Annotated in this window: 13 protein-coding genes; 8 read left to right on the top strand and 5 right to left on the bottom strand. The window is 44.8% G+C overall.

Annotated elements, in window-relative coordinates; all coding sequences use genetic code 11:
• Positions 1 to 69: 69 nt before the first annotated feature.
• The 3 genes from E5S67_RS28830 to E5S67_RS28820 all read right to left on the bottom strand — a co-directional run bounded on the left by E5S67_RS28830 (position 70) and on the right by E5S67_RS28820 (position 2,627).
• Positions 70 to 696: a DUF389 domain-containing protein gene (locus E5S67_RS28830; protein WP_339382767.1), complete on the bottom strand. Its 627-nt coding sequence runs from the start codon at positions 694 to 696 to the stop codon at positions 70 to 72.
• 51 nt (positions 697 to 747) lie between these two features.
• A complete protein-coding gene (locus E5S67_RS28825) occupies positions 748 to 1,737 on the bottom strand; it encodes a mechanosensitive ion channel family protein (protein ID WP_172192455.1) in 990 nt (329 codons plus the stop codon).
• Between the two features lie 77 nt (positions 1,738 to 1,814).
• The gene (locus E5S67_RS28820; RefSeq protein WP_172192453.1) at positions 1,815 to 2,627 is read right to left on the bottom strand and encodes an SDR family oxidoreductase; all 813 of its coding nucleotides are present in this window, start codon (positions 2,625 to 2,627) and stop codon (positions 1,815 to 1,817) included.
• Positions 2,628 to 3,290: 663 nt separating this feature from the next.
• Between E5S67_RS28820 and E5S67_RS28815 the strand changes: the two genes are divergently transcribed.
• The 7 genes from E5S67_RS28815 (at position 3,291) to E5S67_RS28785 (ending at position 9,836) form a co-directional block, all read left to right on the top strand.
• On the top strand, positions 3,291 to 3,782 hold the full coding sequence (locus E5S67_RS28815) for a DUF2231 domain-containing protein (protein WP_172192451.1): 492 nt from the start codon (positions 3,291 to 3,293) through the stop codon (positions 3,780 to 3,782).
• Positions 3,779 to 4,384, top strand: a complete 606-nt coding sequence (locus E5S67_RS28810; RefSeq protein WP_172192449.1) for a DUF2231 domain-containing protein — start codon at positions 3,779 to 3,781, stop codon at positions 4,382 to 4,384. The genes E5S67_RS28815 and E5S67_RS28810 overlap by 4 nt, the downstream gene beginning before the upstream one ends.
• Positions 4,385 to 4,553: 169 nt before the next feature.
• Positions 4,554 to 5,339, top strand: a complete 786-nt coding sequence (locus E5S67_RS28805) for a cytochrome c oxidase subunit II (RefSeq protein ID WP_172192447.1) — start codon at positions 4,554 to 4,556, stop codon at positions 5,337 to 5,339.
• A gap of 7 nt (positions 5,340 to 5,346) precedes the next feature.
• Positions 5,347 to 7,008 (top strand): cytochrome c oxidase subunit I, encoded by a 1,662-nt coding sequence (gene ctaD / locus E5S67_RS28800; RefSeq protein WP_172192445.1) that lies wholly within the window; start codon positions 5,347 to 5,349, stop codon positions 7,006 to 7,008.
• A 78-nt stretch (positions 7,009 to 7,086) separates the two neighbouring features.
• Positions 7,087 to 7,752 (top strand): cytochrome c oxidase subunit 3, encoded by a 666-nt coding sequence (locus tag E5S67_RS28795; RefSeq protein ID WP_172192443.1) that lies wholly within the window; start codon positions 7,087 to 7,089, stop codon positions 7,750 to 7,752.
• A gap of 291 nt (positions 7,753 to 8,043) precedes the next feature.
• A complete protein-coding gene (locus E5S67_RS28790) occupies positions 8,044 to 8,286 on the top strand; it encodes a hypothetical protein (RefSeq protein WP_172192441.1) in 243 nt (80 codons plus the stop codon).
• A gap of 92 nt (positions 8,287 to 8,378) precedes the next feature.
• Positions 8,379 to 9,836: an NAD(P)/FAD-dependent oxidoreductase gene (locus E5S67_RS28785; protein WP_172192439.1), complete on the top strand. Its 1,458-nt coding sequence runs from the start codon at positions 8,379 to 8,381 to the stop codon at positions 9,834 to 9,836.
• Positions 9,837 to 9,867: 31 nt separating this feature from the next.
• On the opposite strand, the gene E5S67_RS28780 is transcribed toward E5S67_RS28785, so the two are convergent.
• Both E5S67_RS28780 and E5S67_RS34615 read right to left on the bottom strand, forming a co-directional pair.
• Complete coding sequence (locus E5S67_RS28780; RefSeq protein WP_172192437.1) at positions 9,868 to 10,203, bottom strand: glycine zipper domain-containing protein; 336 nt, start codon at positions 10,201 to 10,203, stop codon at positions 9,868 to 9,870.
• Between the two features lie 89 nt (positions 10,204 to 10,292).
• Complete coding sequence (locus tag E5S67_RS34615; protein ID WP_216670780.1) at positions 10,293 to 11,231, bottom strand: IS110 family RNA-guided transposase; 939 nt, start codon at positions 11,229 to 11,231, stop codon at positions 10,293 to 10,295.
• Positions 11,232 to 12,439: 1,208 nt separating this feature from the next.
• Here E5S67_RS34615 and E5S67_RS28770 point away from each other — a divergent pair.
• The gene (locus E5S67_RS28770; protein ID WP_172192435.1) at positions 12,440 to 12,649 is read left to right on the top strand and encodes a transposase; all 210 of its coding nucleotides are present in this window, start codon (positions 12,440 to 12,442) and stop codon (positions 12,647 to 12,649) included.
• The last annotated feature ends 785 nt before the right edge of the window (positions 12,650 to 13,434 follow it).

Genomic DNA, 13,434 nt, shown 5'->3' with positions numbered 1-13,434 from the left:
AACTCCTGACATTTTTTTGACCTCTATTTGGCTAGTCAATTGCAAAATGCACTTCTACTAACTGTAGCACTATTTTATGAAATTGGTATTACTCGTAGCGCTCATGGAGGAGGTTACAACTTCCTGCTGTAGGATCAGGCTCAGCGCCCATGCCACTAGGATTGTCACGGCAAGGGCTGCGAAGTATCGTAAGAGAGTACGTTGGAGCAAGTGTCCGTCACCCCGCGCTGTTGCGATCGCTGTGTTCATTGCCGGTCCAGCAAACGGTGCGATCAGCATAGCTGCGACTAGAAGATAGCTGGTATTCGTAAACAAGCCGATCCAAACCACTATACCCCCAGCCACGGCATATCCTAGAAAGCCTTTCCACGAACCGACACTTTGTAAACCAGCAAGGAATATCTCGATGGGGCTGCGAGGCTCTACGTTCTTGACCTGCTGAGGTGCCTCAGATGCTGGTGGCTCTAGAGCAATCACCCCGCGCGGAATTAGCGTAACGTGGAGTTCCGGAAGCGATTCCAACTCTCCCAGCAGTTCCTCAACTTTCTGGTTGGGAACGTACACGATTACCACGTCTAGTGGTTTTTCCCTCCCAGTCGCTTCAAAGTGGACGAGATTTGTGCCGTGACAAGCTTTGGCGATGTCAAGGACATTTTTCCCACATCCGCGTGGAACTTGGACGAGTAGTTGCCGCATATCACCTCCTGTGAATTCCTATCAGCCTCGCGATGCCAATCTGAGACTGACTCATTCCTTCCCGTTCCCATCTCTTTGCGCCCGCATCTCAACCAGCTTTCTCAAGGAACCGCTTATGCTGCATGAGTTCGGCACGTCCTTGTTCCCAGCAGGCCATCCTTCACGCTGACGCGAGCGATCGCCATCTGTCTCCTCGGTTTGGTCGTGGAACAAGATTTGCTGCGTCGGGAAAGGTAGGTCAATGCCGTTGGCAGTCAGCTTGTTCTTGATGGCAGTGAGAATTTTATCCCGCGTATCGAGAGCCTCGGCACGTCGCGGTGGATTGATCCACCAGCGCACGCGAATGTTCACGGTACTTTCAGCCAACTCCATCACTAACGCATCTGGGGCAGGCTCCTTGAGAACGCCCTCTAAATTGGCGATCGCTTCCATAATCAGTTGCTTCGCCCGCTCAATGTCATCCCCATAACCGATGCCAACGTCATACTCTACTCGGCGGTTTTCCCAAGTGGTATTAACTGTCACCGAATTTGTAAATAACTCGGAATTCGGGATCACAACGCGACGACCATCGTATGTCCTAATCGTTGTGGCACGAGTTTGAATTTCTTCAACTGTCCCCTCAAAATTCTTGAAAACAATTTGGTCATCAATTTGGAATGGCTCAGTTAAGAGAATTAAGATACCCGCTAGAAAGTTTTGGAGAATATCACGAAACGCAAAGCCAATTGCTACACCGCTAATGCCCAACAGTTGAACTAAATCCCCTGCCTTGAAGGACGGGATGACAATAGATAAGGCAACAAATAAACCGACTAAAATGACAATGCCTTGTGACAAACGTCCCAGTACCAGTCCCAGATTCCGTGCCTGCTGATGCCTGCGAGTGAGGCGTTTGACTAGCGACTTGAACGCCACAGCGGCAAACCAGAAGATGGCAAAGACGATTAAGGCAAGCACCAAATTTGGCAGTAGGACAATCAGGCTGTTGGTCATCGCCTGGATTTTCCCCCACGCCGTTGATACTGGTTCAGAATTCATAAGCCTTCCTCGCTCTCGTCAATTTAGCTAATAGTAATAAAAAGTCAAAAATTGCGCTGTTGCTGTTCTGCGTTCATCTAGCCCCCCGTCGCGAACCCTGGATACAGAGTCATGCCGCCGTCTACAAATAGAGTTTCACCATTCACATAATCTGAGTCATCCGAGGCAAGCCAAACAGCAGCTTTAGCGATGTCTGTTACATCTCCGACCCGTTTTGCGGGAATGAGTTTTAGTAATTTTGCCTCAGCTTCTGGCGTATCCCAGGCTGCCTTATTAATTGGGGTTTTAATAGCACCGGGTGCAATGCTATTGACCCGAATCCTGTGGGGTGCGAGTTCCTGGGCAATACTTTCCATCATCATGTGGATGCCGCCCTTACTGGTAGCGTAGTTGACGTGACCCGCCCAAGGAATTACTTCGTGTACCGAACTCATACAAATGATTTTGCCGGCGGCACTGGAGATATCTGGCTTCACGCCCCGTTTGAGAAACTCTTTTGCTGCTTCACGGGCGCAGAGAAACTGTCCGGTTAGGTTCACACCAATAACTAAATTCCAGTGGTCGAGAGTCATGTCTACAAAGGCTGAGTCTTTTTGCAATCCGGCGTTGTTTACGAGGATGTCGATCGTGCCAAAGTGCTGGTACATTTGGTCAAACATAGACAAAACTTCTTCTTCCTTGGCAACATTTGCACCGATCGCGATCGCTTCCCCACCGAGTGATTTAATATCGCTGACAATCTTCTCGGCTGCTTCCTGTTCAGAATGGTAGTTGACTGCAACAGAAGCACCCGATGCAGCCAAAGCACGGGCGATCGCTTCACCAATACCAGAACTTGCACCAGTTACGAGTGCTTTTTGACCTTTAAGAAGATTAGGGGAATAGCTCATGTTTTTTCCTAGTTTTCTTTCTTCGTGAAGTAAAGTTGTACCTAATAAGTACGATTAAGAACCAGTTAATTAGATGGACATAATTAAACGTAAGGTGGGCGAGATCCGCCATAAATTTGTAACAAGAAAGCTAATCTGGTTGTCGGCGATCGCCTACCCTACAAGCTGTCACACTTAAATCAACTTGTAGGGTGCGTCAGACCCCAAATTTTGGAAATTGTCACTAATTTTATCGCTCTGACACACCCTACTTAATGTAACTACTTAAAGATTTATTTCTTGGTTTCTGCGCTAACTTTAGGGATTTGTAGAAATAACTACGTCTATCTAATGGGGTAATCAGCCTCTATTTCTGAGGAGAGAGTAGAATCCATGATTATATCTAGAAACTTATATATTATTTTAATTTTCAAACAATGCTTTTTGTGATATGAGCTAAGTTTATGTCATTAGTGTGTGATTAATGTGTCAATAATCTGACAAGCGATCGCCTTAAAACTTTAGAGGGTTGAAAGCCTCATAGCTTGAGAAGCTATGGTTATTTTTCAGGCTTAGATCAATCTTTAGATAGATATGTTTTTGTAGAATTAGTCTCAATCTATATTTAGAGAAATACCTGTCAGCTTGCCTCCGGGAACAAGTCTACTAAAACAGGAGAAAGCGATGCCTCTACCTCTCAATAATGCGAATCTACCCTACCCAGATCCGCTCCATCCGATCGTCGTCCATTTCGCGATCGCGATGATATTCTTTTCCTTCTTCTGCGACGTGGTAGGCTATTTTACCCGCAATCATCGTTTGTTAGAGGTAAGTTTCTGGAATATGTTTGTTGCTTCAGTCAGTATTTTCCTCGCCGTCATTTTTGGTCAGTTTGAAGCTGGTTTAGCCCAACCTTACGAAGCCGTCAAGCCGATACTGAATTTGCACACAGTTACTGGCTGGTCGCTTTCGGCAATTATTGTCGCGATTACCGCATGGCGATTCGCGATTCGCGCCCGCAATCCGCTGAAAATACCTGTTCCTTATCTAGGTGTGGCATCATTTTTAATTTGTTTAGTATTCTTTCAACAATATTTAGGGAGTCAGTTAGTTTGGGTATACGGGCTGCACGTAGAACCCGTAGTTGAAGCAACAAAAAATGGAGTATTACAATGAACTCGCAACTTATCGATCGGTTGTGGTTCAAACTAGGTGCGAACGGATTACCCTACGAGGTGCCAATTCATCCGCAGCTAGTGCATTTCACTTTGGGTTTATTCATTATTGCCATAATTTTTGATATTGCAGGAACGCTGTTTCGCTTTGAAAAACCAATCCTCAAATTTTTGGCTCTGACTGCTATTCGTTCCAGCTTTTTTGATGTTGGTTGGTACAATCTTTTAGCAAGTGCTGTGATCACATTTTTTACCGTCGCAGCGGGCTTTTTTGAGATAATGCTGGCAAACCCACCCACAAATATGAATAGTGCTTGGGGGTTGGGGGCTGGTACAACGATGCTGTTGCATGGTATCGGTGGGATTTTACTATTAGCAGCGATCGTTGCCATGACCGTGTGGAGGGGATTGCAACGCTACCGCTGGCGCAAAGATGCCACGATCCAAGTGCAATGGAGCTATTTGTTGGTGGGTATTGCCATGTTGGGACTGTTATTTGTTCACGGAACATTAGGAGCGCAGATGGGAGACGAGTTCGGGATACATAATACGGCAGCGGGCTTACTCCGACAAGGTGAAAATCCAAATTTGTTGCTTAAATGATGCCAACAAAGATACTAGAATTAGGACTTACGCAACTGGCCCATCTAGTAGGGTGCGTCAGACAATCAAGCCCTGATTATATCAATCAATAACTGCGTCTGACGCACTCTGCAAACTACTCAAATGATGGCAACAAAGATACTAGGAGAATTGATTTACAGGGGATGCAATGAGGAGAATTTTCGACACGCTGTTATTGATGGTTTTTATCGCGGTAATTATGGTAATAGCCCGCTGGATTGGAGACCAAGCCTACTCTTGGATGCCAATTCAGGCAACGGCAGAAGCGAAACGAGTCGATCAGATATTTAGCTTTTTAACCTCCGTAGGAACGTTCATCTTTTTGGCGATCGCAGGCACAATTGGATACTCAATTCTCATCGGTCGCGCGCCCAAGGGAGACTGGAGTCACGGTCATCCTGCCAGAAGCGATGTGAGGCTGGAAATCCTTTGGACTGCCGCCCCAACCCTCCTAGTTTTATGGCTTGCAGCTCAAAGTTTCAGCATTTATCAACAACTAGATATTGAGGGGCTACAACCGATCGTACATCTGCACCTATTGGAAGAATCTGCTACCGCTGCAACAGTCAACATCCCCACTCAATCTATTACTGAAAATATTGAGGTTATAGCTAAACAATGGGTTTGGTCTTTCCGCTATCCAAATAATGCCATTAGTAACGAATTACACCTGAGAGTAAATGAACGTACCCGTTTAAGTTTACATTCCCAAGATGTAATTCACGGCTTTTATGTCCCGGAATTCCGGTTAAAGCAAGATATGATCCCCAACCGCAACATTGACCTGGTGTTAACACCAACCCAAATCGGCAAATATCACCTGCGCGATTCCCAATTCAGCGGCACCGACTTTGCTTTGATGGTGGCGAATGTATACGTTGATTCAAGTGAAACTTATAGTCAATGGCTTTCTCAAGCTGCTACCCATAAATAAAAAATATATGACAAATAATTCTATCCCAATTACTGACGACTCCGAAGATCGCAACAGCAAACCTGACACCAACTGGCGGGAGTATTTCAGCTTTAGCACCGACCATAAAGTTATCGGTGTTCAGTACATGGTGACGACTTTTATTTTCTTTTTGATTGGTGGGCTGTTGGCGATGATTATTCGTGGCGAACTGCTTACTCCAGAATCAGATTTGGTCGATCGCTCTTTATATAATGGCTTATTCACCTTGCACGGTACGGTAATGATCTTCTTATGGATTATCCCATTCAATGCTGGTCTTGCCAACTACTTAGTACCGTTGATGATTGGGGCAAAAGACATGGCGTTTCCCGTTCTAAATGCGATCGCCTTTTGGATAATTCCCCCCGCAGGTATCCTGCTACTATCGAGCTTTTTAGTACAAGGTGGGCCCGCTCAAGCTGGCTGGTGGTCTTACCCACCAATCAGCCTCCAAAACCCAACTGGTTATCCCATCAATGGCGAATCTATTTGGATACTGAGTGTAATGCTGCTGGGCATTTCATCGATTATGGGAGGAGTCAATTTTATTACTACAATTGTTTGGATGCGGGCACCGGGGATGACGTTTTTTCGGATGCCGATTTTCGTTTGGACAGTTCTCAGTGCCCAGTTGCTGCAACTAATTTGTTTACCCTCCCTGACGGGCGCGATCGTCCTATTGTTTTTTGACCTCACTTTTGGGACAAATTTCTTCAAACCCCTGGAGAATGGCGACCCAATTATCTATCAGCACTTATTTTGGTTCTACTCCCATCCAGCAGTTTACGTGATGGCGCTGCCTGCTTTCGGCATCTTTTCGGAAATTCTCCCCGCCTTTTCTCGCAATCCTTTGTTTGGCTATCGATCGGTAGCGATCGCTTCTTTTGGAATTGGTTTAGTCAGCATCTTCGTTTGGGTACACCATATGTTTGCCAGTGCTACACCCAATTGGATGCGGATACTATTTATGGTTTCCTCAATGTTAGTTGGCGTGCCTACTGGTGTCAAAGTATTTGCTTGGACTGCCACAGTTTGGAATGGTAGACTGCATCTTTTAACTCCAATGTTATTTGCCTTGGGAGGTGTACTAATGTTTGTTTTCGGTGGAATTACTGGCATCATGCTTAGTTCAGTGCCGTTTGATATTCATGTCAACAACACCTACTTTGTGGTCGGTCACTTCCACTACGTCGTCCACAATACAATCACAATGGCAATCTTTGCGGCGATTTACTTTTGGTTTCCAAAAATAACCGGGCGGATGTACGGCGAAGGCTGGGGAAAAGTGCATTTCTTCTTAACTTTTATCGGCGCTAATCTTACGTTTTTCCCCATGCACCCACTGGGTTTACAAGGCATGGTGCGCCGGGTTTCCTCTTACGATCCCCAGTTCCAAGGGTGGAATATTATTGCTAGCTTGGGGGGGTTTTTGTTGGGGATATCTACGCTGCCCTTTATTGCCAATATGGTCGGTTCTTTGCTATTGGGTAAAAAAGTATCCGATAATCCTTGGCACGCTACAGGGTTAGAGTGGAAGACTTCTTCACCGCCACCGAGGGAGAATTTTGAGGCAATTCCTGTTGTCAATGAGCCGCCTTATCATTATAACTCTAAAGCGATACCGGAGGCTGCCGCTACTCAAGAATAGATGAGGCAAATGGAGAGTAATTGACTGCTTTTCCTTAATCCAAAATCCTTTCATCCAACATCCAAAATTATCGGAGTTATGGCAAATCCTACACATCATATAGATGAAAGCCCGATCCGTTTCGATCGCTTAGTACAGTCCCTGCCTAATTGGTTGCAAAGGTTCTTGCCAATTGGTGGTGGGCTGGCTCACGATCATCATGGTAAAGGGATGTTCGGCGTTACCGTATTCCTACTGTCGGAGAGCCTAATCTTTCTCAGTTTTTTCTTTACCTATATTGCGCTCCGATTGACCCATCCCAATTGGTTGCCCCTTGGTGTCAAGGGGCCGGAATTGTCTCAATTTATCATTTTTAATACAGTAGTGCTGCTTTCAAGTAGCTTCGTTATTCAAGCCGCAGAAAATGCCCTTAAACGCCATAAAACCATTCAATTTCGCTGGCTTTTGGCATTGACTTCTGGGATGGGAATTTACTTTTTAGTTGCTCAGGCGATCGAGTGGAGTAACCTTAACTTCCGGCTGACTACAGGGCTGATGGGTGGCACATTTTACCTGCTAACAGGCTTCCACGGGCTGCACGTGCTTGCGGGCATTATCTTGCAGTTGCTGATGCTGGCTCGTTCTTTCATTCGGGGCAACTACAATAAAGGTCACTTCGGCGTCAGTGCAAGTACTCTGTTCTGGCACTTCGTTGACGTGATTTGGGTTGTCCTATTTTCACTGATATATCTCTGGCGAACTTAGCAATTTACAATCTCAAAATGGATGGTTATTTGTCACCAAATCGTATTTAAATATTCCTATATAGCTTTTCTTAGGTAAATTAGGTACTCGTGGGCATTGGGCATTAGGCATTAGGCATTGATGGTTCCTTTTCCCGCTCCGAATTGAATTGGACGTACCTCATTTCATTGAAAACCGCTATATTAAGGAGATGAGTTTGCAGATACGGTACTAGGAATAATATGAAATTTTTATTACAGCTATAACCCCAGACATTCTTACCTTTTTCGGTCAAATTCAAGGAGCTTTTTTATGAATTGGCTAACTCAACAATTACCAGAAATCATCGCAATTTACTTTCTTGCTGCTACTGAATCAGTTCAAAAAGATCCGCTAATTGACCAACGCGGAGAAACCATTGTGCACGTTGGCGTTGTCCTCCTGGCGGTTAGTTTAGTGATTGCTGTCAAGATTATTAGCCCGAAAGTTGAACACGCTATTCTGCTCGCTATCTTTCTCAGCTTGGCATTAATTGCTTTCTTTTTCATTAAATAAATAGCAGAACTTGCGTTGCAGCTCCGATTTTCGATTCACCGTCAACTGTCAACTGTCAACTGTACTCTCAATTACTGGAGAAAAATGATTGTATGAACAACCCAATTTATCAGACTGTCATCCTTGGTGGTGGTTTTGCTGGTCTGTTTACAGCTTTGCATCTAGCGCATGAACACTATCCTCGAAGCGTCATCCTAATTGATAGCTCTGAACGCTTTTGTTTTAAGCCTTTACTTTACGAGTATTTCAGTGGCGAGATGGATGCAAATCAGGTAGTACCGCGTTTTGAGGAACTGCTTAAGGATAGCGGTGTCATTTTTGTGCAAGATACGGTGCAATCGATTGACCTCAATCAACGGAAAGTCAAATTAACTTCGGGGGACTGCTACAACTACAGCAACTTAGTGTTAGCTTTAGGTAGCGTCACTGGTTATTTTGGCGTTGAGGGTGCTAAAGAATATGCTTTTGATTTTCGCACCGAAGAAAATGCGATCGCGCTCGATCGCCACCTGCGCGACTGCTTACAGCAAGCCGTTCAAATCGAAGACCCCGAACAACGTCGCCGGCTGCTAACTGTAGCTGCGATCGGTGGTGGACCAAGTGGTGTAGAGATGGCAGCCACTTTAGGCGATTTGCTACCTCATTGGTATGAGGCATTGGGAGGTAATCCTCAAGAAGTGCGGGTGGTACTAATTAATCACGGCAAAGAAATTCTTAAGGGTGATATTAATAGTCATCTCCGCGAAACCGCCGAGCAGGAATTAGAAAAACGCGCCGTACCAGTGGAGTTAATCGCAGGAGCAGAAGCGACTGCTATTCGTCGAGACTCTGTTGAATATAAGCGCGATGGTAAGTCTGAAATATTATCAGCATCTACCACGATTTGGACAAGTGGAACGGCTACCCATCCACTGATTAAAAATTTGCAGATTCCAGACGAACATCGCGACAAACATGGCCGCGTTCATGTTACTCCCACTTTGCAGTTACCCGATTTTCCAGAAGTTTTTGCGGGTGGTGATTGTGCGGTTGATGTGCAATCCTCAACGGTTGAGGGTCGTGAGTACGAGCATTTAGAACTACATCAAGATTTAATATCTAACTCCTCTGAATCCCATGATACTAAACCTTTACCTCCTACTGCTCAAGTAGCCTATCAGCAAGGAGCTGCGATCGCGCATAATCTGAAAGCGATCGCATTAGGACATGAGCCAAAACCAGCTCAAGTTAACCTACGCGGAACCCTCCTAAAACTAGGGTTAGAAAATAGTGCCGCTAACATTTACGACGTTTTTGAAGTGACAGGTGAAGTCGGTCATCTGATTCGCCAAGGCACTTATCTAGAACTATTGCCAACTCCGATTCATAACTTCAAAGTCACTACAGACTGGCTAAAAGACGAGATATTCCACGAACACATGAATTCTGGTGATGGGGTAAAGCAAGCTGTCAAGGTTGCTCAAGTGGTTGGTGGAGTAGTCGTGGGCGCTATAGTTGCCAAAAAATTGCTGAATATGCTAAGCCATGACGATCGAGACCAGAAATCCTGATCGGGAATCGGAGGGCGCAAGCCCCTAGTTTTTAGCTATGGGGCTTGGATAAAGCGCGTAACTCATCCCAAGAGTAGTGCCGAGGCAACTCAATCTCCTGGTTATCGGCTCCCAAGTCCAATCCTATGGCCTCGTTTATCTGCTCAGCTACTTCTGCGGTCTGTTCTGCGAGGGCATTTCCGGCGATGCTACCGGCGATCGCCCCCGCCACTGCTCCCAACGTTGCGCCCACGCGCCCACCGACTGAACCCCCAATTGCGGCACCGGCAACACCACCGCCTGCTGCACCAAGACTTGTGGCGAGGGGATGGGAACTAGATTGCTCTGGAGTGGAGTCGGGGTTTTCATGATGCTGTTTGTCGTTCACTATCGTTTTTTCCTTAGTTTAGAACTACAAGACTTGCACTTATGACGCGAACCCGCGATCGGAGTGCCTGTAGATACTGTATTGACCTGTCAAGGGGTTGTGGATAAAAAGTTTGGGTCAAAAGGCTTTTGGGATTTTAAAATCCCGAAAGCCAAATGCAACAGCTTTCGCATCACGGCTCCAATTACTTGCATCTTGGCCTTACCGTGAGAGAGTAATCGCTCGCTGAAGGCTTTAAGCAAGGGATTATGTCGCATAGCGACAATTGCAGGCCAATACAAGCCATTACGCAAACGGGCATTCCCCATCCGCGATAGCCTGGGTTTACCATGTACAGAAGATCCACTGGAACGCTCAACTGGTGTCAAGCCCGCATGAGCTGCAACTTGACGAGCATTCTGATAAGATTGTACGTTGCCAATTTCTCCTAAAACAACAGCAGCACTGTGTTCTGCAATCCCTGGGATAGTAGTCAGCTCGTCACGCTGCTGCTTCAACGTTGGATGCAGGTCAAAGTGATCTTCGATCAGCTGCTTGGTCTGCTCTATCGACTGTTCGAGATAGTCTAGGTGGCTTTTAATTGACGCAGCGATCGCACCGGTTGCTGTTTCTAGCCGGTTTTTTTCCTGTTGCTGTATCTCCATAAGTGACTCCAATCGTCTTAACAGCGCCTGTAGCTCTTTAACAGATGGGGGCAATGGGACCGGGACCGGTGGACGGATGGCGAGACAGAAACGGGCAATTAGAGAGGCATCTACTTTGTCAGTCTTGGTCCGGAGTAGTTCCCCTTTAGCAAAGCCTTTAATCCGAGCGGGATTAACGACACTAATGGTGAAATCGGCTTGGTATAAAAATTCAGCCAAGGCTTCGCCATAAATGCTTGTTGCTTCCATGCAAGCATGAACACTGCTGACATAATGTCGATTCAGCCAAGTGAGTAGTTGTTGGAAGCCCTCTGGGTCGTTGGAGAAGACTTTGGGTTTAGTTTTGCCGTTCTCCAGCATCAAGGCTACATGAAAGGTTTTCACGGCTGATGTCGATGCCGAGAACTGTTTGTGTCATAGTACGCTTACCTCCATTGGATCTCGACTGCACAAGTGCAGAATCAGGACTGGTCAAAGCAACTAACCTTGTTAATGCAGGCTCAACTTAAAAAGTGGCCTAAGATACTGTCCAGTGTCAGGATAAAACCAGTCACCGTTCGGATCTAGGGAGCTAATCTACGCAACAGACTCATTAAGGTCTCAGGGACACGCCAGCTTCACCTGACCCAAGCAGATCGACTTTTTCATGGTCTTCCACCAGACTACTCTTAACATACAAGGGACACGGCAATGCCCGTTGGTGTCAACTTAAGCAGTTGACTCCCAAATTTCTCGCTCGACAGCAGCATTCTCCCGATGCCGCTTTCGCTCTTGTTTAATCAGATCCAACATTTGATGATGCTGGACTAAGTAGGTGACTGCATCTGTAATTTTCCCGCTTAACAAAGAGCGGGAAAAATAATATAATCCACGAAATATAGCAATCCTAAATGAGTTGTGAACACTACCCATCCATATAATTTTTCGGAAAGCCAAATACAGCAGATTGCAGGTAAATAGAGTACACTGAAAAATAGTATATTAATAGCAGTAATGAAACCATTACCGATCGAACTTCGAGAAAAAGTGGTCAAAGCTTACAAACAGGGTAACACATCAATTAGAAAACTAGCTATCAGATTTGATGTCAGTAAGTATGATTGTTGAACGACTATTAAAGCGCTACCAACTTACAGGAGATATCCAACCACGTCCTCAAGGTGGAAGCCAGAAAAGTGAGTTGAATGGATATTCAAGTCAGCTCCATGAGCGGGTAAAAAAATATCCAGAGAGCATCGTTGTCAGAATATTGTGAATACTGGGGAAATATTTACGGACAATGGATAAGTCCTAGTACCATGTGCCGAGAATTAAAAAGGGTGGGACTAAAAAAAAACGCTACTCAGTAGTCAAGCGGCAACAGACCGAGTGCAAAAATTAAGAGGAGAATACTGGGAAAAAGTGAAAAAGATAGCTCCAGAGAACCTGGTTTTTCTGGATGAGATGGGGGTTTTACTCGGTTTAAGTAGGAAGTATGCTCGCTCACCTCACGGCACTCCTAGTATGCGATCTAAAACCATGCTATCGGGGTGCAAAAATCACAACAATTGGAGCGATTAGTATTAAAAAAGTGGTGGCATTAATGACGATGAATGACTCAATGGATGGCAAGGCATTTGAAGGGTTTACCCTTCAAATTTTTAGTGCCGGAACTTTGGGTAGGAGCGGTAGTAGTAATGGATAATCTACCCGCACACAAAATGGCTTCTATTGCACCGATGATTCAAGCAGTTGGCGCAAGTATTATTAACTTATCGCCGTATTCTCCTGATTTTAATCCCATTGAATTATGGTGGTCGTAACTTAAGTCTTTCCTGCGTAAATTTTCTCCAACTACCCCAAAAATGATTGATACATTAATTGCCGGATCGCTTGATTTAATAAATCCTCAACATCTAAAAAACTGGTTTACTAAATGCTGCTACTGTCATCTATAAACTTGCAATCTGCTGTATTTAACGATTCAGAAAAACATAAATAATCTCTTGACGATTGCCAAAGATTTACAGCGATATGCGAATTTTCTCAGAAGATTTTTTCCTTGTAGCCAAATGTTTTCTACTGGATTTTGTTCAGGGGCATTCGGAGCAAATAAGATACAAGTTATTTTCCATTCTTCGGGGCTTTTCCCTTTATTTACTAAGTCTAAATAATCTCTTAACTCTTGTAATTTATGATAACTAACTCACTCCCAAATAATTGTCTGCCTTGAGTTCTGGCGTTGTTTTATTAAAAATTTCAAAAAGCTAATTGTATTTGATGAATCTCCTTTCTTATATGGTTGCACTAAAAATTCTTTATTTCCATAATCTCATGCCCCATAATAGGTTTGTCTCTATTTCTGATTTGTCATCTCTACTTCTATTCTCCTATCGCTTTTTCCCCAGATATACCCGCATAAATCTCCCCACAATAAGGGGTGCATCTCACTTTTGCAAATATATGAAAAAGGGCTCAAATGAAAAAGCTAGTAAAACTGTGAAAAAAGATGAGGTAAAAAAAAATGACACCCTCAGAGCAACAACGCCTAAAAGCACACTTAAAAGGGGTAGCAGAAATTCTTTACAGAAATACAGATTCAACCGAA

The sequence above is a fragment of the Microcoleus asticus IPMA8 genome, assembly GCF_013179805.1.
In the GTDB taxonomy this organism is placed as follows: domain Bacteria; phylum Cyanobacteriota; class Cyanobacteriia; order Cyanobacteriales; family Microcoleaceae; genus Microcoleus; species Microcoleus asticus.
This window is presented reverse-complemented; position numbering and strand designations above follow the sequence as displayed.

Coding starts and splice junctions, on each gene's coding strand:
- E5S67_RS28820 (WP_172192453.1), bottom strand. CDS start 2,627: ATGAGCTATTCCCCTAATCTTCTTAAAGGTCAAAAAGCACTCGTAACT.
- E5S67_RS28770 (WP_172192435.1), top strand. CDS start 12,440: ATGACTCAATGGATGGCAAGGCATTTGAAGGGTTTACCCTTCAAATTT.
- E5S67_RS28785 (WP_172192439.1), top strand. CDS start 8,379: ATGAACAACCCAATTTATCAGACTGTCATCCTTGGTGGTGGTTTTGCT.
- E5S67_RS28810 (WP_172192449.1), top strand. CDS start 3,779: ATGAACTCGCAACTTATCGATCGGTTGTGGTTCAAACTAGGTGCGAAC.
- ctaD (WP_172192445.1), top strand. CDS start 5,347: ATGACAAATAATTCTATCCCAATTACTGACGACTCCGAAGATCGCAAC.
- E5S67_RS28825 (WP_172192455.1), bottom strand. CDS start 1,737: ATGAATTCTGAACCAGTATCAACGGCGTGGGGGAAAATCCAGGCGATG.
- E5S67_RS28815 (WP_172192451.1), top strand. CDS start 3,291: ATGCCTCTACCTCTCAATAATGCGAATCTACCCTACCCAGATCCGCTC.
- E5S67_RS28795 (WP_172192443.1), top strand. CDS start 7,087: ATGGCAAATCCTACACATCATATAGATGAAAGCCCGATCCGTTTCGAT.
- E5S67_RS28790 (WP_172192441.1), top strand. CDS start 8,044: ATGAATTGGCTAACTCAACAATTACCAGAAATCATCGCAATTTACTTT.
- E5S67_RS28805 (WP_172192447.1), top strand. CDS start 4,554: ATGAGGAGAATTTTCGACACGCTGTTATTGATGGTTTTTATCGCGGTA.
- E5S67_RS28830 (WP_339382767.1), bottom strand. CDS start 696: ATGCGGCAACTACTCGTCCAAGTTCCACGCGGATGTGGGAAAAATGTC.